Here is a 22,359-nt window from a genome sequence, read left to right on the forward strand (position 1 = left end):
CCCGGCTCGCCCCTCCCTCTGCTCGCCGCCCGGTCAGTGGAAGTCGCGGGAGCGCGTCCGGACCGCGAGCGGCAACCGTTCCATGTGGTCCGCGACGACGTTCACCACACCGTCGGGTGACCGCTCGAGGATCCCCCGCACGACGAGCGCCGGTGCCTCGCGGGCGACCCGACGGAACCGTGTCCACACGCCGACGCTGCAGATCACGTTCACGAGGCCGGTCTCGTCCTCGACGTTCATGAAGGTGATCCCGGACGCCGTGGCGGGACGCTGTCGATGCGTCACGACCCCGCCGACCTCGATCCGCCGCCCGGTCTCGGCCGTCATGAGCTCCGCGACGCTGAGCACGCGCCGCCGGGCGAGATCCGGCCGCACGTGCCGGATCGGGTGGTCGTCCGGTGACAGCCCCGTCGACCAGATGTCCGCGATCAAGGCGTCACCGTCGGTGAGCTGCCCGAACAGCGGTGGCTGCACGACCACCTGCGTGTCGGGGAGCTGGTCCGGGCGTTCCGCCGCGGCCTGCGCCGCCGACCACATGCCGCTGCGACGGTCGATGTCGAACGACGCGAACGCATCCGCCGCAGCGAGCGCCTCGAGCTGCGCCGTGGTCAGCCCCACCCGCCGCGCCAGGTCGGACATGTCCCGGAACGGGCCGTTCGCCTCGCGCTCCGCGACGATCCGCTCCGCACTGCGTCGGCCGAGGGACGTGACCTCGACCAGGCCGAGACGGACCGCGAAGGCGCCGTCGCGTCGGTGGTCGTCCGTGTCGAACGGTTCGCTCCGGTCGAACGGCCGGACGGGCTCCTGTTCCTGGGCCAGGCAGGTGTCCGAACCGGTCCGTGGCGGCAGCCCGTCGTCGCCGAGCGGTGCGTCGGGATCGAGGACCTCGAGCGTGGCGTCGACCCCCGACCGCAGGATGTCCGGGCGCCGCACCTGCACTCCGTGGCGTCGGGCGTCCGCGACGAGCGACTGCGGCGAGTAGAACCCCATCGGCTGCGCCCGGAGCAGTGCCGCCAGGAACGCGCCCGGGTAGTGCAACCGCATCCATGCACTCGCGTAGACGATGAGCGCGAAGCTGATCGAGTGGCTCTCCGCGAAGCCGAAGTTCGCGAACGCCTGGATCTTGGCGTAGATGGCGTCGGCGTCCTCGCCCTCGATGCCGTTCGAGGCCATGCCGCGGTAGAGCTTGTCGCGGAGCGCCTCGATCCGGACCAGCCCCCGCTTGGACCCCATGGCGCGGCGGAGCTGGTCGGCGTCCTCGCCCGAGCACCCGCCCACGGTCATCGCCATCTGCATCAGCTGCTCCTGGAACAGCGGCACCCCGAGGGTGCGCTCGAGCACCGGTTCGAGTGCCGGATGCAGGTAGGTGATCGGCTCCTCCCCGGTCCGCCGCCGGATGTAGGGGTGGACGGCACCGCCCTGGATCGGCCCGGGACGCACGAGCGCGACCTCGATCACGAGGTCGTAGAACCGCCGCGGTAACAACCGGGGCAGGGTGCCCATCTGGGCCCGGGACTCGACCTGGAACACCCCGACGGTGTCGGCCCGGCACAGCTGGTCGTAGACGCCCTGCTCCTCTTTCGGCATGTCGTGCATGTCCCAGCGCTCACCGCAGTGGTCGGCCGCGAGGTCGAACGCGTACTGCAGCGCCGCGAGCATGCCGAGGCCGAGCATGTCGAACTTGACGAGCCCCATGAAGGCGCAGTCGTCCTTGTCCCACTGCAGGACCGTCCGGCCGTCCATGCGGGCGTGCTCGATGGGGACGACCTCGCCGACGGGTCGGTCGGTGAGCACCATGCCGCCCGAGTGGATGCCGAGGTGCCGGGGGAACCCGAGGACCTCGCGCGCGAGTCCGACGACCTCGTCCGGGATGTCGTGCTCCGTGCTCTCGGTGACCGACCCCCACCGTTCCACCTGCTTGGACCAGGCGTCCTGCTGTCCCGGGCTGTGCCCGAGCGCCTTCGCCATGTCGCGCACCGCGGCCTTCGGACGGTAGGTGATCACGTTCGCGACCTGCGCCGCGTTGAACCGGCCGTACTTGGCGTAGACGTACTGGATGACTTCTTCGCGGCGGTCGGAGTCGAAGTCGACGTCGATGTCGGGCTCTTCGTCGCGCATGCTCGAGAGGAACCGTTCGAACGGCAGCCCGTACCGGATCGAGTCGACCGCCGTGATCTCGAGCAGGTAGCAGACCGCCGAGTTCGCGGCGGACCCGCGGCCCTGGCAGAGGATCCCCCGACTGCGCGCGTACTGCACGAGATCCCGCACGATCAAGAAGTACCCGGGGAAGTCCTTCTCCTGTATCACGTGCAGCTCACGCTCGATGCGGTCACGCTTGACCGGGTCGACCCCGTCGGCTGAGCCCGGGTAGAACCGCCGGGCGCCCTGCCAGACGAGGTCGCGGAGCCACGACATGGGCGTGTGCCCGTCGGGCACGTCGAGGTCCGGGAGGCCCGGCGCGGCACTCCGCAACCGGAACGACAGGTCGTCGGCGAGCTCCACACTCCGCGCCACGGCGCCGGGGTACCGGGCGAACCGACGGCTCATCTCGGCCCCGGACCGCAGGTGCGCCGTGTCGGCGGCGGGGAGCCAGCCGTCGAGTTCGTCGAGGCTGCGGCGTGCCCGGACAGCCGCGAGCGCCGTGGCGATCCGGAACCGGTCCGGGGTGGCGTAGTGCACGTTCCCGGTGGCCACGACGGGCAACCGGAACCGCCCGGCCAGTCCGGCCAGGAGGTCGTTGCGGGCCGTGTCCATCGGGTCGCCCTGGTCGATGAGCTCGACGGTGACGTGCTCGCGCCCGAACCGGTCGAGCAGGTCCCGCAGCGCCCGCTCGGCGGCGTCCTCACCCCCGGTCTCGAGGGCGGCGCGGACGGTCCCCTTGCGGCACCCCGTGAGCACGTGCCAGGCGTCACCGGCCCGCTCTGCGAGGTCGTCGAGGTCGTACCGGGGCCGGCCCTTCTCCGCACCGGGCGACAGGTGTGCGCTCGTCATGGCGGCGGCCAGTCGGTGGTAGCCCGCTTGCCCGCGTGCGAGGACGAGCAGATGTGTGCCCTCGGGGTCGGCAACGCCGTTCTGCGGTTCGGACAGGCCGAGGGAGAGTTCCGCGCCGTACACCGTCCGGACGTCGGAGTGGGTCTCGGCGACCTCGGCCATCCGCGCCGCCCCGTAGAGGCCGTCGTGGTCGGTGAGTGCGAGGCCGTGCAGGTGCAGGCGTGCGGCTTCCTCGAACAGGTGCTCCGGTGGGCTCGCACCGTCGAGGAAGCTGAAGGTCGAGTGCGCGTGCAGCTCCGCGTACGGCACCGTCAGGCCGTCGTCCACGATCGAGGCCGGCGCCGGTGTGTACGGGACGCGTTTGCGTGACCACGCCGGGCTGTCACCGCCGTCACCGGGAGGCGCTGCCCCGGGACTGCGCTTGTCCGACAGCGCACGCTCGAACTCCGACCACGGGATCGGTGGGTTGTTGTACCCCATCAGGTCGCCACCGCCTCGGCCCACCACCGGCCGTCCGCCAGGACGACGGTCCATGCGCGCCCCTCGGCGTCGACGAGCTGCATCCGGTGCAGGCGGCGACCCCCGGCCTCCCACCAGCGCACCACGAGCGGCCATGGCCCCGCCCATGCGGCCACCGCACTGAAGCGTCCGCCCCGGTCCCCCTCGGCGCGGAACCGGTCCGGCTCACCGGTCAGGATGCTGCGCCCGTCGACGTCGACCGGGGTGCCGTCGGCGGCGACGACGTCCACGGGCCGAGGACGGTCGAGGACCGTCGCGGGTGCGGGCCCGGGCAGCCGACCGGGCCATGGGCGTGCACGGGCGACCGCGACCGCGCGCTCGCCCCCTGCCGGGGTGTCCCCCCACGGCACGAACAGCGTGCGCTCCGCCAGGGTCCGACCGCCGGCGATGCGTGCCGTGACGACCCCGTCGTGTCCGACCATGCCCTGGATCCGGGCGAGGCCGTGGTGCACCCGCTCGTCCGGCCCGGAACCCCAGAGTCCACGCTCGTGGTTCGTGACCGCGTCGACCGCCTCGGCCTCGAGCCGGACGTGGGCGACGGGGGCCTCGAGCCCGGTGGGGTCCGTACCGCCCTGCAGCTGCCACCGCACGCGGTCGACGACGTCGGCGGGGTCGAACCACCGCGGATGGGCCCAGGTGCGGTCGAGGCAGACGCCACGGTCGTCGGTGATCTCGATGCGGATCGTCGTGGCCACGAGCTCCGCCGCACGGAGCCGCTCGGCGAAGGTGTCGGCGGACCGACGGAACGCGAACGCCACCTGGTCGGCACGGTCGAGCGGGGGTTCGAACGCGGCGTCGACGGTCAGGTCCGGTGGGACGTCGCGGGCGGTGACCGCACGTGGGTCACGGCCTCCGGCGAGCCGGTGCAGGAACGCGCCCTCCGGCCCGAACCGGTCCCGCACCTGCTCGTCCGTGAGCTGCGCGAACGCACCGAGCGTCGTGATCCCGAGCCGCCCGAGCACCATCGCGAGGTCGTCGCGACCGAGGACCGACAACGGCAGCGGTGCCAGGAAGTCCGCCGACGCACCCTCGGGGACGATGCGGACCCGCTCGACATCGCGTGTCCGGGCACGTGCCGCCTGCTCCGCCGCGAACGGGGTGTCCGCGATGCCGACCCGCACGCCCGGCGCCCCGTGGTCGGCCGCGATGCCCGCGAGCGTCAGCGCTGCCGGGTGCTCCCCGCCGTAGTAGCGGGCCGGCCCCCGGGAGCGGATCGCGAGCGTTCCCGGGCGCAGGACGTGCACGCCGGGCACGGCACCCTCGACCGCACGGATGACGGGCTCGAACGCCCGGTGGTCGAGGGCCTCGTCGTACTGCTGCACCACGAGCGTCGTGCACCGGGCCTGGGCCTCGCGGATGCGCAGCCCGCGGAGGACGCCCTCGTGACGAGCGGCCGCGGAACAGGCGTACACGAGCCCCTTGGCCACGAGGGCGATCGGCCGCTCGGGGTCCGCCCCGGACGCCACCGCAGCGGCGAGGACGGGCCAGTCCGGGCACCACAGGACCATCGTGCGGGTGGGCGGGGCCTCGACGGGCGGACTCCCCGCCCCGAGGGCCACCGTTCCACCGGTCACGACGCCACCGCCACGGGACGCGCTCCCCGGTCTCCGCCGGCCGTCGTGACGACCACCGGGGACCGGGTACCGGTCGGATCACCGCTCGCGGTCGCCGACACCGACGGCTGGACCGTCCCGTCCGCTGCGGGGAGCAGGAGTTCGGCGCTGCGTGGGCGTCCAGCGCCGGCCCGAGTGGTCGCCACGACCGTTGCCCGCCGTTCCGACAGGTACCCGAACCCGCGTCCGATGCCCTGCCACGAGGAGTCGGTGACCCGGAGCGAAGCCTCGGCACCGGGCCAGCTGCCGAGCGCGACGAGGGCGGCACCCCGCTGCCGGAGCCGTGCCCCGAGGCGAGCGACGTCGCCCGGGGTGACGCGCCCGAGCGGTCGGGTCAGCACGATCGTCGCGACGTCGGCCAGCGCCGCGGTGACCGTCAGCCACTGGTCGCCCGGGTCGGGCACGAGCACGAGCCGCTCCAGGTCGATCCCGGCGGCCGCGGCGGCCTCGACCCCGAAGGACGGCACACCGACCACGGCGCACCATGCGCCGGACGCCGACGCCGCCTGGAGCATGGTCATCGCCAGCAGCACCGACTCGTGCACGCTGTAGGCCGCCCCCGACCGGAGTGCGCCACCCGGTAGGAGCGGCGCGAGCGCAGGCGACGTCGGGAGCGCACCGGTGTCGACCCGCGTGTCCTCCATGTCCGCGATCCGGGAGCGGAGGCTCGTGATGCGCTCCAGCGCCGCCCGCGCCTCGGCCACGTGGTCCGGTTGTCGGACCGCGCGTGCACCATGGGCACCGGGTGCCGGTGTCCGATCGCCCCGCTCTCCGAGGAGAGCCGCCGCTGTCTGCATCGCCCCATGTTCGAACATGTGTTCGATCATGTCAACCGGGTCCGACATCCGCTGTGGACGCCGGATCGTCGTCGGCACGACGGTGGACACGGCCCCGTTACCGGACGACGCCGAGGAGCACCCAGCCCCCACCGGTCCCGATGACGTCGACGACGACGCTCGGCGCGTCGGCGTCGAGCGGCGTGGCCTGGAACCGCCACAGCCCGGGAAGCCCGTCGTTCCGGGCATCCCGGGCACCGTCATCCCCGCCGCCCGGTCCGAAGTCCCACTCGTCCGGGCGGCCCCGCCACCGGGTCGGCCGGTCGGTCACGTGGTAGCGGACACCGTCCCACAGGAGATCTCGGGGCACGCCAGCCGCCGTCGTGCCCACCCGCACCACTCGCGCCTCGCGCACCGGCACCGCGACCACCGCCTCCCGATCATCGAACACGTGTTCGAATCGGCAGTGTATGTCGCTCGTCCACGACACGCCAACGGAGTCGCCGTGGCGCCTCCGCGCCCGGTCAGACCGCGGCGATCGTCCAGGAGGCCGTGGCCGACTCCCCCGGTTCGACGACCAGGAGGCCCCGCTCGGCTCCGGCGTTGAACGCATCCGGGGCGCAGGTCATCGGTTCGACCGCCAGGCCGACACGGTGGTACTCGGGCACGACGTGGTCTGCGGTGTGCACCTGCACCCAGGGGCACTCCGGGCCGAAGGTCATCCGCACGCCAGAGCCGTCGGCGGCGGTCACCCGCACGGTCGCCGTGCCGTCCCCGTCACGGTCGAACCCGGTGAAGGCATGGTCGATGAACCGCGAGCCGATCCGCTCCGGCACCCGGAGGTCGAACACACCGTCGTCGACGTCCGCCACCGGGGACAACGCCGTCGGGACCAGTCGGTCCGGCGTCACCTCGAGCACCTGCTGCGCCGGCAGGTGCAGGGTCCAGTCGTCGACGTGCCCGGGGCCTGCGACGAGGTACGGGTGCGGCCCGGTCCCCCAGGGCGCCGCGTCGGGGCCGGTGTTCGTCCCCGTGATCGTCGTGTGCAGGCCCTGCTCGTCGACCTGGTGGGTGACCGCGACCTCGACCCGGAACGGGTACCCGAGCTGCGCGGGGATGGTGGTGGTGAGGACCACCCGGTCGTCGGCCCGTTCAGCCACGGCGAAGTCGGCCCACGCGACGAGGCCGTGCAACGCGTGGCCACGCTCCGGCTCGGACAGGGCGAGCAGGTGGTCCTGCCCCGCGAACGAGTACCGGCCGTCCACGACGCGGTTGGGCCACGGCGCGAGCACGGCGCCGCGGAACACCGGACGGACCTCGTCCGCGTCGAACGGCACGACGAGGTCACGGCCGTCGTACCGGAGGCTCCGGAGCGTCGCCCCAATCGACGCGATCGTGGCCGTGTACGGCCCCGCGCTGATCGAGCATTCGGTCCCCGACAGGGGCTGACTGGAGGTGTCCGCGGTGCGCGGCGATGCGCTCATGCCGACCAGGCTATCGGTGTCCCGCCGAACCGCCGGCCGAGATCTCGACCAGCGACGGCCCGCTCAACGACGAAGGCCCCGCCGGAGCGGGGCCTTCGTCGTGATGGTGGATCTGAGGGGACTCGAACCCCTGACCCCCTGCATGCCATGCAGGTGCGCTACCAGCTGCGCCACAGACCCAGGTCGGTTGCCCCCGCGCGGAAGCAACCAGTCAAGCGTACACCATCTGCGAGGGCCGCCCGACCACGGTCAGTGGGTGACGGGGACCTCGAGCGGGATGCTCGGGCAGTCGGACCACAGGCGCTCGAGCGAGTAGTACTGCCGGTCCTCGTCGTGGAAGACGTGCACGACGACGTCGCCGAAGTCCAGGAGGACCCATCGACCCTCGCTCCGCCCCTCGCGCCGGAGCGGCTTGGCGCCGGCCTGGAGCATGCGGTCCTCGACCTCGTCCGCGATGGCGAGGACGTTGCGCTCGTTCCGGCCACTCGCCAGGAGGAACACGTCGGTCAGTGGGAGCGGACCCGTCACGTCGAGGGCGACGAGGTCCTCGGCCTGCTTGTCGTCCGCCGCGGCGGCAGCGATCTGGGTGAGTTCGAGGGCTCGGGGGGAAGCGGTCACGGATTCCTTCGGTCGTTCGACGCCGGGTAGGGGTCGATGCCGTCGATCATAAGCGACACCCACGACACGGACCAGCCTGGAGGCCCGAACCGGCCACCGCGGAGAGCGAACGAACGCCGGCGGGTCGCCTCAGAAGACGCCGAGCGAGAACATCGCCAGGACGACGACGATGACCCCGGCCACCCCGACCCCTGCAGCGGAGTACGCCAACGCGGTCGGGACCTTCGACTGCTTCGGCTTCGCCGCGGCCAGCACGACCGCACGGGTCGACGTGTGGCTCGACACCGCACGGCTCGCCCGGACGGGGACCGCGTCGTTCGTCGCGGTCTCGGCGTCGTGCTGCTCGAGCAGCCGATCGACCTCGACGCCGTCGATGTGTGGCGTGTGCGCTCCGGTGGCGGCGAGGGTCTTCGGCAGGTCGATCGACCCGGTGATGATGACCTCGCCCGTGGCGTTGAGGGCACCCGTGACGTCGCTGAGCGCCGAGTTCGGCAGGATCAGCGCGTTCGTCTGCGTCTGCGTCGCCCGCGACTGCCCGGTCTGGGGATCGTGCAGGTGCTCGTCCGCGGCCTCGGCCTGGCGGGACCAGTGGCCGGTCGGCGTCGCGATGGTGCCGGTCGTGGCCGGCGGCTCCGGGGCCGCTCCCCCACGCGCGGCAGCGGGACGGGCCCGACCCGCCGAAGCGGGTGACGCCGGACGCCGTTCTTCCGCGCGAGCGTCGGCCGCGGTGGGCGATCCGGCCGCGTCCGAGAGGTCGAGGGGGAACACGTTCGGCGTCGAGGCCGCCGGGAGGGCCGGGTCGAGCACGTCGTCGGTGCTCGCGTCGATGCCCTCGGCGGCACCGGACGCGGACCACGGGCGCGCTGCCCCGGCGTCACGGGCATCCGGGACGTCACCGGCACCTCGCGCAGCGCGGTCGCCACGCGCAGCCTCGTCGTCATGCACCGCATCGGCGTCCCCGGCCGGGACGATGTCGACGATCGGCTCGGCCTCGGGGAGCGGGGCGTCCGGCTCCGGTGCCGGCGGCGCCCAGGTCGACCGGTGCACCCGCGGCTCGTCGCTGTGGGCGACGGCGTCCGAGAGCGGCTCGATGGCGTCGGGCGAACCGTCCGCCTCGGTCGCCTGGTGGAGGACCGCGGCGTCCGGCGCGGGCTCGTCGTGCTCCGCGGCGATGCGCTGGCCCTCGAGCGCGGCGACGTCGCCGAGGACGTCCGCCACGGTGCGGTCGGACGACTGGGGTGACGGCGTCCGGAGCGGGACGGGTGCCTGGTCACGGTGCTGCTCGGCCTCACGCAGGGCGCGGAGCTGACGCCGCGTCATGCCGGTGCCGGGGACGATCTCGGTGGCCGATGCGGGCGGGGCGGCATCGTCGGCGCGGGACGGTTGGACGGCCGCGCGCTGCGTGGGCTCCGCGGCGCCCTGATCGGCGACACCACCCCGCGCCGGCACCGCGGCGGCCTGTGCTGGTGCCGACGCGGCGGGAGCGACGTGCGAACCCGGACGCCGGCGCGGCAGGTCGGTCGGGGCGGCGGGCGGTGCCGAGGGCACCGCGACGCTGCGCGGGCCATCGGATGCGGACGCGACGGATGCGGGAACGCCGGCGGCCACGGCGGCCTCCGGCGTCACGGGCTGAGCACCGGTCTCGGCGGCACGCTCGCGCTCTCGGGCCTGACGCCGCGTGAGGGGCGGCTGCGAGTCGGACGAACTCATGCGACGCTCCGATACAGATGGTGCTTGGTGATGTACTGGACGACGCCGTCCGGGACCAAGTACCACACGGGATGTCCTCGGCCCACGCGGCTTCGGCAGTCGGTCGACGAGATCGCCAGTGCCGGTACCTCGAGCAAGCTTACGTCCCGCTCCGGCAATCCGGTGACGGTCAGGTCATGTCCCGGCCGAGTCACAGCAACGAAGTGGGCGAGGTCCCAGAGCTCGGAGTGGTCCTTCCAGTCGAGGATCTGGGCCACGGCGTCGGCGCCCGAGATGAACACGAACTGGGCGTCCGGTCGTTGGTCGCGGAGGTCACGGAGGGTGTCGATCGTGTACGTGGGGCCGGGGCGGTCGATGTCGACACGGCTCACCGTGAACATCGGGTTCGACGCGGTGGCGATCACCGTCATGAGGTACCGGTGCTCCGCGTCGGACACGTCGGACTTCATGTACGGCTGGCCAGTCGGGACGAACACGACCTCGTCGAGGCCGAACGAGGACGCGACCTCGCTCGCTGCCACGAGGTGACCATGGTGGATCGGGTCGAACGTGCCGCCCATCACACCGATGCGCGGCCGACCGGTGCTCTCGAGCATCGGGCGGCGGGTCAGATCTTCGTGTGGCCGAACTCGTCGACGCCGGTCTCGTCGGTCCGGGTGGCGTCGAACTTGTGGCTGTGCCGGTAGGCGACGTCGCGGAAGCTCCAGGTCACGAACCCGAGGAACGTGAACACCGCGGCCGCACCGAGCGGGAAGATGAACCGCGGCACCTCGGCCGTGGTGGGTTCTCCGGCAGCGAGCAGCAGGTGGATCATGGGCGCTCCGATCATTCCGATGGGGTGTGGCGGTGGCCGCGCCCCAGTCTAGCCGCGCACCTGACCGTATCCGCGCACGATCCACTTCGTGCTCGTGAGCTCCGGCAGCCCCATCGGCCCTCGCGCGTGCAGCTTCTGCGTGGAGATCCCGACCTCGGCCCCGAACCCGAACTCACCGCCGTCGGTGAACCGCGTGGAGGCGTTCACCATGACGACTGCGGAATCGACCTCGGCGAGGAACCGGTCCGCGTTGCGGAGGTCGTTCGTGACGATCGACTCCGTGTGCTGGGTGGACCACCGGGCGATGTGCGCGATCGCGGCGTCGAGGTCGGGCACGACCCGGACGGACAGGTCGAGCGCCATCGATTCGGTGCCCCAGTCCTCCTCGGTCACGGGGACCGCCTGCGGGACGAGCGCGCGGGTCGCGTCGTCACCGCGCAGGGTGACCCCCGCCTCCAGGAGGCGCGCCGCGACCACGGGCAGGAGGCGCGGTGCGGCGTCCTGGTGCACGAGCAGCGTCTCGAGGGCGTTGCAGACGCTCGGACGCTGCACCTTGCTGTTGAGCACGATGTCGACCGACCAGTCCTCGGGCGCCGACGCGTCCAGGAACACGTGGACGACGCCCGCACCGGTCTCGATCACCGGGACCTGCGACTCCGTGACGACGGTCTGGATGAGGCCGGCGCTGCCGCGAGGCACGAGGACGTCGACCAGCCCCCGCGCCCGCATGAGCTCCGTCGCGCCGTCGCGGCCGAACTCGTCGATGGTCTGCACGAGCGCGCCGGGCAGCCCCACCGTGGCCACGGCGTCCTGGATGCGCTCGACGAGCACGGCGTTCGTCCGGGCGGCCGCCGAGCCGCCGCGGAGCACGACCGCGTTACCGCTCTTGAGCGCGAGGCTGGCGATGTCCACGGTGACGTTCGGCCGTGCCTCGTAGATCGCACCGACGACCCCGAACGGCACGCGGACCTCGGTCAGCTGGAGTCCGTTCGGCAGGGTCGAGCCGCGCACGGTCTGCCCGACGGGGTCGGTGAGCGTGGCGACGTGCTCGACGGCGGACGCCAGCGCCTCGATCCGCGCGGGGTCCAGCCGCAGGCGGTCCAGGAGGCCCGGCGCGAGCCCGCCCTGCTCCCCCGCTTCGAGGTCGTGGGCGTTGGCCGCGACGATCTCATCGGTGGCCGACCGCACGGCCGCCGCGATCGCGCCGAGCGCGGCGTTCTTGACGTCGGCGGTCGCCGTCACGAGGGCCGGTGAGGCCGCGCGCGCAGCGACGAGCTTGTCGACGAGCGTGGGGCGGACGGCGGTGGTTGCCATACCCGGATTGTAGACGGGGCGACCGACGGGAGGCGGTGCCACCGCCCCGCGCTACGCCTGCGGTCCGGCGGCGAACCAGGTCCCGATCGCGGCACCCGTGAGCGCGCGGTCGACGAGCGCGGTCGCGGTGACGAGGACGCTCGTGCCGGCCTCGGCCGCGAGGCGGGCGGCCGCGACCTTCGTCCCCGCGCCACCCGTCCCCACGCCCGCGGCGCCGACCGAACCGAACGTGACGCCGGCGAGGTCGTCACCGAACGGGACCTCCGCGATCCGCTCGGCGCCGGGCTGCTCCGGCGGCTTCGTGTAGAGCGCGTCGACGTCCGAGAGGAGGACGAGGACGTCGGCACGGAGCAACCGCGCGACGAGGGCGGCCAACCGGTCGTTGTCCCCGAACCGGATCTCGTGCGTGGCGACGGTGTCGTTCTCGTTGACGATCGGCAGGATCCGGAGCGCGAGCAGGCGGTCCATCGCCCGCTGCGCGTTGACCCGGTGCGTGGGGTTCTGCAGGTCCCCGGCGGTCAGGAGCACTTGACCGGCGACGATCTCGTACCGGCGCAGGCTCCGCTGGTACCGGTACACCAGGACGTTCTGCCCGACGGCCGCGGCGGCCTGCTGCGTCGCGAGGTCGTCGGGGCGGGCGTCGAGCGCCAGGTACGGGAACCCCGTCGCGATCGCCCCCGACGACACGAGCACGACCTCGGTGCCCCGGCCGTGCGCGGCGGCGAGGGCGTCGACGAGGGGTTCGATCTGCCCGGCGTTCTCCCCGCTGATCGAGGACGAGCCGACCTTGACGACGATCCGGCGCGCGGTCGGGACGTCGGCACGGGTCCGGACGGGCGTCGGCTCCGCGCGCGTGGTCGTGCTGTCGGTCATCGCTGCGGCACTCCTGTCGTGTCGGGTCGTGGTCCTGCCGGGTGCTCGGGGCGGGCGTGGTCGGTCAGTCGGCGTCCGGCTCGGTGTCGTCGTCGTCCGCCCAGAGTCCGGCGACGCGCTCGCGCTCGAGCTCGGCGCGCGCCTCGGCCTTGGCGTCCATGCGCTCGAAGTACTCCGCACGGCGCTGACCGCGGGTCGGGCGGGGGTTGAGGTCGAGGCGGGAGTCCGTGCCGCGTGCGCTCGTGATGAGCTCGGCGGTCGAGGTGAGTGTCGGCTCCCAGTCGAAGACCATGCCGCCGTCCCCGCCGATCACGACGGTCGAACCGGCCACCGCGCCGGCCTTGAAGAGGTCGTCCTCGACGCCGAGCTTGGCGAGTCGGTCCGCCAGGTAGCCGATGGCTTCCTCGTTGTCGAAGTCCGTCTGCTGCACCCAGCGCTCGGGCTTCGCCCCGCGGATCCGGTAGAACCGGTGCTCCTCGCCACCCTCGGCGCGGACGGTGTACTCGGTCTGGTCGACCGCCCGGGGACGGAGCACGATCCGCTCGGGCTCGGGCTGGGTGGCCTGCGTGACCCGGGCCTGCTCGACGATGTCCGCGAGGGCGAAGGTCAGCGCACGGAGTCCAGCGTGCGACGCGGTCGAGATCTCGAACACGCGGTAGCCCCGCGACTCGAGCTCCGGCCGCACGAACTCGGCGAGCTCGCGGGCGTCGGGGACGTCGATCTTGTTGAGGGCGACGAGCTGGGGACGCTCGAGCAGCGGTGTCTGACCGGCCGGCACGGGGTACCGCTCGAGTTCGCGGAGGATGACGTCGAGGTCGCTGATCGGGTCACGGCCGGGGTCGAGCGTCGCGCAGTCGATCACGTGCAGCAGGGCGCTGCACCGCTCGACGTGCCGGAGGAACTCGAGGCCGAGTCCGCGACCCTCCGACGCCCCCTCGATGAGGCCGGGGACGTCGGCGACGGTGAACCGGACCGATCCCGACTCGACGACGCCGAGGTTCGGGGTGAGCGTCGTGAAGGGGTAGTCGGCGATCTTCGGCTTGGCGGCGGAGATCGCGGCGATCAGGCTCGACTTGCCCGCGGACGGGAACCCGACCAGGGCGACGTCGGCCACGGTCTTGAGTTCGAGCCGGACGTCCCCGGTCTCGCCGAGCGTGCCGAGGAGCGCGAACCCGGGGGCCTTGCGCTTGGGCGTGGCGAGGGCGGCGTTGCCGAGGCCACCCTGACCGCCCTGCGCGACGACGACGCGCATCCCCGGGCGGTCCATGTCGGCGATCTGCTCGCCGCGCTCGTCGTACACGACGGTGCCGACGGGCACCGGGAGGTCGAGCTCCTCGCCGCTCGTGCCGCTGCGCATGTCGCCCATGCCGGGCTGTCCGTTCCGGCTGGAGCGGTGGGGCGACCGGTGGTACCCGAGCAGGGTCGTGACCTGGGGGTCGCTGACGAGGACGATGTCCCCGCCGTTCCCGCCGTTGCCGCCGTCGGGCCCGGCGAGGGGCTTGAACTTCTCGCGGCGGACCGAGACGCAGCCGTTGCCGCCGTTGCCCGCGGTCAGGTGCAGGGTGACGTGGTCGACGAAGGTGGCCATGGTGTCCTCACGGAGCTGGTGCCAGGGGCGCCGGACCGAGGGCGCCGCACCCGGCGGGAAAGCGAAGAAGGGCGGGCACTCGGCCCGCCCTTCTCGTGGAGTGTGTCGTCGTGCGATCAGGCGTTGACGATGTTGACGACCTTGCGGTCGCCCTTGGTGCCGAACTCGACGGCGCCCGCGGTGAGCGCGAAGAGCGTGTCGTCGCCGCCACGGCCGACGTTGGCGCCCGGGTGGAAGTGGGTGCCACGCTGGCGGAGGATGATCTCGCCCGCGTTGACGACCTGTCCGCCGAAGCGCTTCACGCCGAGGCGCTGCGCGTTCGAGTCACGACCGTTGCGAGTGGAGCTCGCACCCTTCTTGTGTGCCATTGTTCTTCCGCCTTACGCGATCTTGGTGATCTTGACGCGGGTGAGCTCCGAGCGGTGGCCCTGACGCTTCTTGTACCCGGTCTTGTTCTTGAACTTCTGGATGACGATCTTCGGGCCGCGGAGGTCGTTCAGGACCTCGGCGGTGACCGTCACGCCGGCGAGGTCACTCGCCGCGGAGGTGACCTTGTCGCCGTCCACGAGGAGCACCGGCGCGAGCTGGATGGTGCCGTTCTCGTCGCCCTTGATGCGGTCGATGTTCAGGACGGTGCCGACCTCGACCTTTTCCTGACGGCCGCCGGCGCGCACAACTGCGTAAACCACGTGGAATTCCTTACGTACTCTGCTGGAGGGAAGTCTGCGGTGCCGTCGCCGACGCGGTCGACGCGGGCATGAGGCCTCGCGGACACCAACAACCAAGGGTACTCGATGGCTCCCGGTCCGGTCAAACGCGCGCCACGCCGTAGGCTCCTCCGGGTGACCGTGCTCATCGACCCTCCCGTCTGGCCCGCGCACGACACCGTCTGGTCGCACCTGGTGAGCGACGAGTCCTACGACGAGCTCCACGCCTTCGCGGCCCGCGCCGGCCTGCCCCGCCGCGCGTTCGACCACGACCACTACGACGTCCCCGCGGCCCGGCACGACGAACTCGTCGCGCTCGGGGCCCTCGCCGTGTCCGGCCGGGAACTCGTCCTCCGGCTCATCGCGAGCGGACTCCGGGTCCCGCAGCGCGACAAGCGCTCCGGGCACTGACCCGCTGCCCGGGCGCCTCAGCGGTCCCGGTCGACCTCGTCGGTCGCACGCCACTCCTCGGGAACCGACGTCCCCGTCGGCCACGGGGTTCCCGACCGGGACGCATCGGCCGTCCACGCGCCTCCCGGCTGCGCTGCGCCCGTCGGCCACGCGCCTCCCGGCTGCGACGCACCCGTCGGCCACGCGCCTCCCGGCTGCGCTGCGCCCGTCGGCCACGCGCTCCCCGGCTGCGCTGCGCCCGTCGGCCACGCGCTCCCCGGCTGCGACGCACCCGGTCGCGGAGCAACCGCCTGCCAGGTCGGCGCCTGCGGCGGGATCGTGGCCACCGGCACGGCGTCGGCCGGCGGGACCATGCCCGGCATCCCCGGACGGCCGGTGCGGCCTCGTCGCCCTGGACGTCCGGACCACAACCAGACGAGCGTGCAGGCCGTGATGGTGAGCGCCGTGTACTCGACGCCGCGGGACAGGGGGTCCGTCAGGATGTCGGTGAGCAGGTAGGTCCAGTCGAGCTCGCTCACCGCGTGGACGAAGCCCTCGAACACGCCGACGACCATGATGCCCACGGTCCCCGCCGCCCCGGCGACGATCGCCCGGAGCACGATCGTCGGCAGTGGACTCCGTCGCGTCACCGGGGTCAGGAACGCGAGGACGACGAACGCGACGACGTAGAACGCCAGTGGGTCGAGCAGCCACGTGACGAGGAAGTACCCGAGCGGCGTGCCGGTGAAGCCCTCGTCGCCGAAGTCCATCGCGCCCGCGTAGGACGAGGGTGCCGAGGAACTCGGACAGGGACGACACGAGCAGGACCGCCGCGACCACCGCGATGGCGAGCGCCGCGGCGGCGAATCCAGCTCCCGAGCGCTCCCGAGCGAACACACTCGTGGGGCTGCTCCTCCGCCATGCGGGGACGGCGCCCGGGAGCCCGATGCCGGGGCCGGGCACCCGCGGAACCGACGGACCCGGAACCGACGGACCCGGGACGGACGCCCACGACGGCGCGGGGCCGGCCGCGCCCGGCATCCGGTGGTGGTCACCCTGCGACGCGGCACGGCCGTCTCTCGGGAACCCGGGCGCTCCCCCGACCGGCTGCTGGTGGTCGTCGGTCGGATCGGACACGCGGGCTCTCCTCTGCGGTGGCGGTGGGCGGCCGCGGCACGCGGCACCGGTCGACGGTCAGGAAACGCTACCGCGGAACAACGAACGCGACCCCGCCCCGTCGGGGGGGAGGTCGCGTTCGTCGTCGGCCGCGTCGGCCGTCTGCCGGGAGGCCCCAGCTCAGTCCCGCGCTGCGGTCACCGCCCGAGGATGACCGGCGCGCCGTCGGGGTCGCCCGCGTCGTCAGCACCGCCGGCGTCGGTTGCGCCGCTGGTCGTCGCGGGTGCGCTGATGCTCCCCGACGTCACCCTGCGGGACCGGTTGCGCCCCTGGCCGGGCTGCTTCGGCTCGGGGAGCGCCTGGAGGACGGAGTCCAGGAGGGACTCGGCCGCCTCGGTGCTCACCGGCCGGGGCTGTCGGACCGGCGCCGCGGAGAGCGGGATGTCGAGGATCGCGACGGACTCGGTCGGGGACACGGTCGCCGTCGTGCTCACCCGACGAGACCCCGTCGACGCCGGCTCACGGGTCGTCGACACCGGTTCGAGCGTCGCCGGTTCATGCGGCGCTGCGGGCTGCTGCCGTGTCACCTCGGTCGGCTGCTCCACGGTCGCGTCGGCGGACGGAGCGTGCTCGGTGCGCTCGGTGCGCTCCTCACGGTCGGCACGCTCGTTCCGGTCGGCACGCTCGTTCCGGTCGGCACGCTCGTTCCGATCGCCGCGCTCGTTCCGGTCCCCGCGACGGGAGCGGCGCTGCGATCGCGTCGTCCCCGTACCGGCGTCGGCCTCACCCGGTGTGGCTCCGCTGGCGCTGTCCAGAGCCTCCTCGAGCTGGCTCGCGCTCGTCGGCGCGGTGCCGCTCGCGGCCGTGGCAGCGGCGTCGTCGTGCGGGATGGTCGACGCGGCGATCCGCGAGAGTGCGTTCTTGACGTCCTCGGTGATCTGGTGCGCCTGCTGCGACGACTGCTGGCCGTTGCCGTTGCCGTTGCCGCTGCCGTTGCCCTGGCCACCGCCGTTGCCCCGGCCCTTGCGACCGCTCCGGCCACCCTTCGGCGAGGACTCGTTCGTGTTGTCGTTGACCTTGGCGTTCACCTCGGCGAACGACTCCTGCAGGCCGACGCCGATCTTCTTGCGGGTCATCTGCACGAGGCCGAGCGAGGTGACCTCGGCGACCTGGTGCTTCGTCCGGTCACGGCTCAGGCACTCGACGAGACGGCGGAGCACGAGGTCACGGTTGGACTCGAGCACCATGTCGATGAAGTCGACCACGATGATGCCACCGATGTCGCGCAGTCGGAGCTGACGCACGATCTCCTCGGCCGCCTCGAGGTTGTTCTTCGTGACGGTCTCCTCGAGGTTGCCCCCGGACCCGACGAACTTGCCCGTGTTGACGTCGACCACGGTCATCGCCTCGGTTCGGTCGATCACCAGTGAGCCGCCGGACGGCAGCCAGACCTTGCGGTCCAGGGCCTTCTCGATCTGCTCGTTGAGCCGGTGCTCCTCGAACGAGTCGGGGCCCTCGTAGAGCTCGACGCGGTCCTTGAGGTCCGGCGCCACCGCCGAGAGGTACTCGTCGATGACGGCGCGGGCGGCATCACCGTCGATGATCAGCTTCGAGAAGTCCTCGTTGAAGACGTCGCGCACGATCTTGACGAGGAGGTCGGGCTCGCTGTGGAGCAGCACCGGCGCCTGGCCGTTCTGCACCTTGTTCTGGATCGCCTCCCACTGGCTCGTGAGCCGGGTGACGTCGCGCGTGAGCTGCTCCTCGGTCGCTCCCTCGGCCGCGGTGCGCACGATGACGCCCGCGTGCTCCGGCAGGACCTCCTTGAGGATCTTCTTGAGGCGCGCGCGCTCGGTGTCGGGCAGCTTGCGCGAGATCCCGTTCATCGAGCCGTTCGGCACGTAGACCAGGTAGCGCCCCGGGAGCGAGATCTGGCTCGTCAGGCGGGCGCCCTTGTGGCCGACCGGGTCCTTCGTCACCTGCACGAGGACCTTGTCGCCGGGCTTGAGCGCGAGCTCGATGCGGCGGGGCTGGTTGCCCGTCTCGACGGAGTCCCAGTCGACCTCGCCCGAGTACAGCACCGCGTTCCGCCCGCGGCCGATGTCCACGAACGCGGCCTCCATGCTGGGCAACACGTTCTGCACCTTGCCGAGGTAGACGTTCCCGATGAGCGAGACGTTGTGGTTCTTCGTGACGTAGTGCTCCGCGAGGACGCCGTCCTCGAGCACGCCGATCTCGATCCGGTCCGCCTGCGAGCGCACGATCATCTGGCGGTCGACGCTCTCGCGGCGGGCGAGGAACTCGTCCTCGGTGATGACCTGACGGCGGCGACCGGCGTCCCGGCCGTCACGGCGACGCTGCTTCTTCGCTTCGAGCCGGGTCGACCCCTTGATGCGCTGCGGCTCGGTGATGAGCTCCGGCTCGCGCTTCTGCTTGGGCTGCCGCTGCTGCTGCACGCCCGAGTCGTCGGCCTGCTGGTCGTCCTGCGCGGCGGCCCCGCGACGACGCGATCGACGGCGGGTGCTCGGCGACTCGACGAGGTCGCGGTCACGGTCACGGTCACGGTCACGGTCACGGTCCGGCTCGTCGTCCGGCTGGAACCGCTCGGGCAGGTCCGGCAGCACGGGCGCATGGAAGATGAGGCTCGTCGTGCTCGTCGCGACCGGGTACGCCGGGGCGGGTTCGGCCGCGGACTCCTCAGCCGTCGACGGCTCGGCCTCCGGCTGCCCGGCGCCGGTGGGCTCCGCATCCGGCAGATCGGTGACACCCGACCCCGTCGCCTCCGGGGCGAGGTCGGCTGCCGTGTCCTCTGCGAGGTCGAGGGGCACCGCCTCCGTCGCCGTCACGACCGTGACCGCGTCGACCATCGTCGTCACCGACTCGACCTCGTCGATCACCGTCGTCACCTGCGCGGCCTCGTCGACCACCGTCGTCACCGACGCGGCCTCGTCGACCACGGAGGTCACCGAGTCGCCCTCGTCGACGACGACGCGCGCGGCGTCCGGGGCGTCGATCGACGCCACCGGTGCCGAGAGCTCGCCCGGGTCCTCCGCGTCGGACGCGGGCGGCGTGACGGGCGTCGCCCGGGCCTCCCGGTCGGCGACGTGGTCGTCCGGTCCGTGGGACCGTGCCCGGCGGCTGCCGAACAGGCGCCCGCGGCGCTTCGTACCGTCTTCGTTGTTGTTGTCGTTCTGCTCCACCATCGACTGGTGCACTCCTCAGCCCGGCCTGGTCAGCATGTGACCGGCGGGAATCCTCGGCGGGCGGCGACTACGCCCCCGCGCTCGCTCCAAGCGGCCGGTGCCGCTCCGTACGGGGCAGCACCACGGTCGCGCGCGCCCTCTCACGGCGCTTCGTTGTCCGGGCACCGGGCCCGGAAAGCTCTTCGTCATCGACGGTACGGGACCGTCGACCCATCGATTATCGCACGCCCGCCCATGGGAACGCCGAACGTGCATGCGATGATGGCGCTCGTGACGTCCCGCGAAGCCCTCCGTCGTCCACCCGTGGCCATGGCCGTGTTCCTCCTCGTCACCGGGGCGGGCGGGTTGTACGGCGCCTTCCGGCTCGTCGTCGACGAGTACCAACTGCTGGAACACCCCAAGCAGGCACTGGGATGCGACGTCAACCCCTTCATCAGCTGCTCGAACGTCATGGCGAGCCACCAGGCACATCTGTTCGGGTTCCCGAACCCGATCCTCGGCGTCTCGGGGTTCGTGGCACCGATCGCCGTCGCGGTGATGCTGTTGGCCGGCGTCGTCGCGGCCCGCTGGTTCTGGGTGGCGTTCAACGCCGGGGTGTTCCTGGCGTGGGTGTTCGTGACGTGGCTCTTCACGCAGACGGTGTGGTCGATCGGTGCGCTCTGCCCCTGGTGCATGCTCGTCTGGTCCATGACGATCCCGATGTTTTGGGTGTTCACGTGCTGGAACCTGGCGCGGGGGAACCTCGGCGAACGTGGACGTCGGATCGGCCAGGCGGTCCTCCCGTTCTCCTGGCTCATCGTGCTCGTCAACTACGTCGTGATCGTCCTCGTGATCCTCATCATGTTCCCGACGCTGCGGGCCATCCTCTTCTGATCGCGTACGACCGGTCCGCACCGCGACACCGGCCTGATGTCGACGCCCCGCGCACCGGCGTCGATCACGCGTCACGCACTTCTGGGAGGTTTGTCAGCCGAGCCGCGCTCGACCCCCTCCAGCACCCGTTACGGTTGTTGCCGATGAGCACCGCAGGCGACAACTCCTCCAAGAAGGCACGGCGCGAAGCAGCCCGCGAGCACGCGCGGGCGATGCGCGAGCGAGAACAACAGCGCAGACGCCGCAACCGGCTGTTCCTGCAGAGCGGGATCGCCGTCGTGGTCCTCGCCGTCGCCGCGATCGTCGTGCTCGTCGTCGTGAACTCGATCCAGCCCGCCGGCCCTGGCCCCAAGAACATGGCGAGCGACGGCATCCTCCTGCACGGCAACGGCAAGTCGATCACCGCGGTCACCACGGGTGCGACGAAGGCCGGCGCGGAGCCGACGGCCACCAAGACGGCAGCCCACAAGGACACGATCAACGTCGTGATCTACGAGGACTACATGTGCCCGTACTGCAACCAGTTCGAGACGACGAACATGACGCAGATCAAGCAGTGGGTCACCGCCGGGTACGCCACGCTCGAGCTCCATCCGTTCGCGCTGCTCGACGCGAGCTCCCTCGGCACCAAGTACTCGACCCGCGCCACCAACGCCGCCGCCTGTGTCGCGAACTACGAGCCGAACAAGTTCCTCGCCGTGAACCAGCGCTTCTACAAGAAGCAACCGAGCGAGCAGACCAAGGGCCTGACCGACGACCAGATCGTCCGCCTCGTCAAGGCCGCTGGCGCGACGAACGAGAACATCCCGAGCTGCATCCACAACGGCACGTTCAAGGGGTGGGTCGCCGACGTCACGAACCGGACGCTCAACGACAAGATCCCGAACTCCGACGTCAAGAAGCTCACCGGCACCCCGCTCGTCCTCGTCAACGGGCAGCAGTACACCGGGTCGCTGACCGACACGTCGGCGTTCTCGTCGTTCGTGGAGCAGGTCGCCGAGCAGGCCGTGGGTTCGTCGGGCAGCTCGACCGCGACGCCGACCGCCACGCCCTCGGCGGGCTGATCGCACGGTCGCCGCGGGCCAGCCCCGCGGCGACCGTCAGCCGTGCGACGACGGGCCGTCCCGATGGGGGCGGCCCGTCGTCGTTCCGCCTCGGGTGTCCGCTCGCTCCCCGGGGTGGTGTCGGGCCTCCCGGTCACGCGCGGTGCGGGTGCTCGTCTCGACGGCGCGGGTGTCGGACGACAGGGGTGCCGTCGTCAGATGCCCACGCATCGCATGCGTGCGGATACGGCGACAGGCCCGTTGTCGGACGACGACGGGCCTGTCGGGAACACGTGGAACGGCGGTTCAGGCGAACCAGAGACCGAGCTCGCGCGCGGCGGACTCGGGCGAGTCGCTGCCGTGCACGAGGTTCTGCTGCACCTTGAGACCCCAATCGCGCCCGAGGTCGCCTCGGATCGTGCCCGGCGCGGCCGAGGTCGGATCGGTGGTGCCCGCGAGCGAGCGGAATCCGGCGATCACGCCGTTCCCTGCGACGCGGACGGCGACGATCGGCCCGGACTCCATGAACTCGACGAGGGGCTCGAAGAACGGCTTGCCCTGGTGCTCCTCGTAGTGGGCGCTGAGCAGGTCGCGGGACGCCGTCAGCATCTTCAGGTCGACGATCTCGTAGCCCTTCGCCTCGATGCGGCGGAGGATCTCCCCGGTCAACTGGCGGGCGACGCCGTCGGGCTTGACGAGGACGAGGGTCTCTTCGAGGTCGGACACGCAT

At 72.1% G+C, this 22,359-nt stretch carries 20 protein-coding genes and 1 tRNA gene; 3 read left to right on the forward strand and 18 right to left on the reverse strand.

The window, feature by feature from the left end; genetic code table 11:
- Positions 1–33 precede the first annotated feature (33 nt).
- From DEI92_RS13740 to rplU, 15 genes are all read right to left on the reverse strand, one after another.
- Positions 34–3,471 carry an error-prone DNA polymerase gene (locus DEI92_RS13740; protein WP_111013937.1) on the reverse strand — a complete coding sequence of 1,146 codons (3,438 nt, stop codon included), beginning with the start codon at positions 3,469–3,471 and terminating at the stop codon, positions 34–36.
- Entirely contained in the window at positions 3,471–5,084 is a 1,614-nt protein-coding gene (locus DEI92_RS13745) for a DNA polymerase Y family protein (protein ID WP_309147135.1), read from the reverse strand. Before DEI92_RS13745 ends, DEI92_RS13740 begins: the two co-directional genes overlap by 1 nt.
- The gene (locus DEI92_RS13750; protein WP_181434917.1) at positions 5,081–5,827 is read right to left on the reverse strand and encodes a hypothetical protein; all 747 of its coding nucleotides are present in this window, start codon (positions 5,825–5,827) and stop codon (positions 5,081–5,083) included. The genes DEI92_RS13745 and DEI92_RS13750 overlap by 4 nt, the downstream gene beginning before the upstream one ends.
- Positions 5,828–6,017: 190 nt before the next feature.
- On the reverse strand, positions 6,018–6,350 hold the full coding sequence (locus DEI92_RS13755; protein WP_111013900.1) for a hypothetical protein: 333 nt from the start codon (positions 6,348–6,350) through the stop codon (positions 6,018–6,020).
- 73 nt (positions 6,351–6,423) lie between these two features.
- Positions 6,424–7,383 (reverse strand): aldose 1-epimerase family protein, encoded by a 960-nt coding sequence (locus DEI92_RS13760; RefSeq protein ID WP_111013901.1) that lies wholly within the window; start codon positions 7,381–7,383, stop codon positions 6,424–6,426.
- A 104-nt stretch (positions 7,384–7,487) separates the two neighbouring features.
- A tRNA-Ala gene (locus tag DEI92_RS13765) sits at positions 7,488–7,563 on the reverse strand.
- Positions 7,564–7,632: 69 nt separating this feature from the next.
- Positions 7,633–8,001, reverse strand: coding sequence for a ribosome silencing factor (gene rsfS / locus DEI92_RS13770; RefSeq protein WP_111011057.1), 369 nt, complete (start codon positions 7,999–8,001; stop codon positions 7,633–7,635).
- A gap of 129 nt (positions 8,002–8,130) precedes the next feature.
- Positions 8,131–9,711, reverse strand: a complete 1,581-nt coding sequence (locus DEI92_RS13775) for a hypothetical protein (RefSeq protein ID WP_111013902.1) — start codon at positions 9,709–9,711, stop codon at positions 8,131–8,133.
- Entirely contained in the window at positions 9,708–10,307 is a 600-nt protein-coding gene (nadD, locus tag DEI92_RS13780; RefSeq protein ID WP_111011055.1) for a nicotinate-nucleotide adenylyltransferase, read from the reverse strand. The genes DEI92_RS13775 and nadD overlap by 4 nt, the downstream gene beginning before the upstream one ends.
- Positions 10,308–10,318: 11 nt before the next feature.
- Positions 10,319–10,525: a hypothetical protein gene (locus DEI92_RS13785; protein WP_111011054.1), complete on the reverse strand. Its 207-nt coding sequence runs from the start codon at positions 10,523–10,525 to the stop codon at positions 10,319–10,321.
- A 48-nt stretch (positions 10,526–10,573) separates the two neighbouring features.
- Complete coding sequence (locus DEI92_RS13790; RefSeq protein ID WP_111013903.1) at positions 10,574–11,839, reverse strand: glutamate-5-semialdehyde dehydrogenase; 1,266 nt, start codon at positions 11,837–11,839, stop codon at positions 10,574–10,576.
- A 51-nt stretch (positions 11,840–11,890) separates the two neighbouring features.
- Positions 11,891–12,712 (reverse strand): glutamate 5-kinase, encoded by an 822-nt coding sequence (proB, locus tag DEI92_RS13795; RefSeq protein ID WP_111013904.1) that lies wholly within the window; start codon positions 12,710–12,712, stop codon positions 11,891–11,893.
- A 64-nt stretch (positions 12,713–12,776) separates the two neighbouring features.
- Positions 12,777–14,300 (reverse strand): GTPase ObgE, encoded by a 1,524-nt coding sequence (gene obgE, locus DEI92_RS13800; protein WP_111013905.1) that lies wholly within the window; start codon positions 14,298–14,300, stop codon positions 12,777–12,779.
- Between the two features lie 116 nt (positions 14,301–14,416).
- A complete protein-coding gene (rpmA, locus tag DEI92_RS13805; RefSeq protein ID WP_111013906.1) occupies positions 14,417–14,668 on the reverse strand; it encodes a 50S ribosomal protein L27 in 252 nt (83 codons plus the stop codon).
- A gap of 12 nt (positions 14,669–14,680) precedes the next feature.
- On the reverse strand, positions 14,681–14,989 hold the full coding sequence (gene rplU, locus DEI92_RS13810) for a 50S ribosomal protein L21 (RefSeq protein WP_111011049.1): 309 nt from the start codon (positions 14,987–14,989) through the stop codon (positions 14,681–14,683).
- A 153-nt stretch (positions 14,990–15,142) separates the two neighbouring features.
- Between rplU and DEI92_RS13815 the strand changes: the two genes are divergently transcribed.
- On the forward strand, positions 15,143–15,418 hold the full coding sequence (locus DEI92_RS13815; RefSeq protein WP_111011048.1) for a DUF4031 domain-containing protein: 276 nt from the start codon (positions 15,143–15,145) through the stop codon (positions 15,416–15,418).
- A gap of 17 nt (positions 15,419–15,435) precedes the next feature.
- On the opposite strand, the gene DEI92_RS13820 is transcribed toward DEI92_RS13815, so the two are convergent.
- Together DEI92_RS13820 and DEI92_RS13825 are read right to left on the reverse strand one after the other, a co-directional pair.
- Entirely contained in the window at positions 15,436–16,167 is a 732-nt protein-coding gene (locus DEI92_RS13820; protein ID WP_111013907.1) for a hypothetical protein, read from the reverse strand.
- A 543-nt stretch (positions 16,168–16,710) separates the two neighbouring features.
- Positions 16,711–19,713, reverse strand: coding sequence for an Rne/Rng family ribonuclease (locus DEI92_RS13825; RefSeq protein ID WP_111013908.1), 3,003 nt, complete (start codon positions 19,711–19,713; stop codon positions 16,711–16,713).
- A gap of 270 nt (positions 19,714–19,983) precedes the next feature.
- Here DEI92_RS13825 and DEI92_RS13830 point away from each other — a divergent pair, with 270 nt between their 5' ends.
- The gene (locus DEI92_RS13830) at positions 19,984–20,586 is read left to right on the forward strand and encodes a vitamin K epoxide reductase family protein (protein ID WP_258368710.1); all 603 of its coding nucleotides are present in this window, start codon (positions 19,984–19,986) and stop codon (positions 20,584–20,586) included.
- Positions 20,587–20,729: 143 nt separating this feature from the next.
- Positions 20,730–21,650 carry a thioredoxin domain-containing protein gene (locus DEI92_RS13835; RefSeq protein WP_111013909.1) on the forward strand — a complete coding sequence of 307 codons (921 nt, stop codon included), beginning with the start codon at positions 20,730–20,732 and terminating at the stop codon, positions 21,648–21,650.
- A 285-nt stretch (positions 21,651–21,935) separates the two neighbouring features.
- Here DEI92_RS13835 and ndk read toward each other — a convergent pair whose 3' ends face one another.
- Positions 21,936–22,355 carry a nucleoside-diphosphate kinase gene (ndk, locus tag DEI92_RS13840; RefSeq protein ID WP_111011044.1) on the reverse strand — a complete coding sequence of 140 codons (420 nt, stop codon included), beginning with the start codon at positions 22,353–22,355 and terminating at the stop codon, positions 21,936–21,938.
- Positions 22,356–22,359 lie beyond the last annotated feature (4 nt).

Origin of the sequence: Curtobacterium sp. MCBD17_034 (assembly GCF_003234515.1) — a bacterium.
Classification (GTDB): Bacteria; Actinomycetota; Actinomycetes; order Actinomycetales; family Microbacteriaceae; genus Curtobacterium.

What these genes read in the sequence shown, in the direction of transcription:
- DEI92_RS13790 (WP_111013903.1), bottom strand. Translation starts at nt 11,839, where the DNA reads ATGGCAACCACCGCCGTCCGCCCCACGCTCGTCGACAAGCTCGTCGCT.
- proB (WP_111013904.1), bottom strand. Translation starts at nt 12,712, where the DNA reads ATGACCGACAGCACGACCACGCGCGCGGAGCCGACGCCCGTCCGGACC.
- DEI92_RS13825 (WP_111013908.1), bottom strand. Translation starts at nt 19,713, where the DNA reads ATGGTGGAGCAGAACGACAACAACAACGAAGACGGTACGAAGCGCCGC.
- DEI92_RS13835 (WP_111013909.1), top strand. Translation starts at nt 20,730, where the DNA reads ATGAGCACCGCAGGCGACAACTCCTCCAAGAAGGCACGGCGCGAAGCA.
- DEI92_RS13740 (WP_111013937.1), bottom strand. Translation starts at nt 3,471, where the DNA reads ATGGGGTACAACAACCCACCGATCCCGTGGTCGGAGTTCGAGCGTGCG.
- rpmA (WP_111013906.1), bottom strand. Translation starts at nt 14,668, where the DNA reads ATGGCACACAAGAAGGGTGCGAGCTCCACTCGCAACGGTCGTGACTCG.
- DEI92_RS13785 (WP_111011054.1), bottom strand. Translation starts at nt 10,525, where the DNA reads ATGATCCACCTGCTGCTCGCTGCCGGAGAACCCACCACGGCCGAGGTG.
- DEI92_RS13760 (WP_111013901.1), bottom strand. Translation starts at nt 7,383, where the DNA reads ATGAGCGCATCGCCGCGCACCGCGGACACCTCCAGTCAGCCCCTGTCG.
- DEI92_RS13820 (WP_111013907.1), bottom strand. Translation starts at nt 16,167, where the DNA reads ATGGACTTCGGCGACGAGGGCTTCACCGGCACGCCGCTCGGGTACTTC.
- obgE (WP_111013905.1), bottom strand. Translation starts at nt 14,300, where the DNA reads ATGGCCACCTTCGTCGACCACGTCACCCTGCACCTGACCGCGGGCAAC.
- nadD (WP_111011055.1), bottom strand. Translation starts at nt 10,307, where the DNA reads ATGCTCGAGAGCACCGGTCGGCCGCGCATCGGTGTGATGGGCGGCACG.
- DEI92_RS13775 (WP_111013902.1), bottom strand. Translation starts at nt 9,711, where the DNA reads ATGAGTTCGTCCGACTCGCAGCCGCCCCTCACGCGGCGTCAGGCCCGA.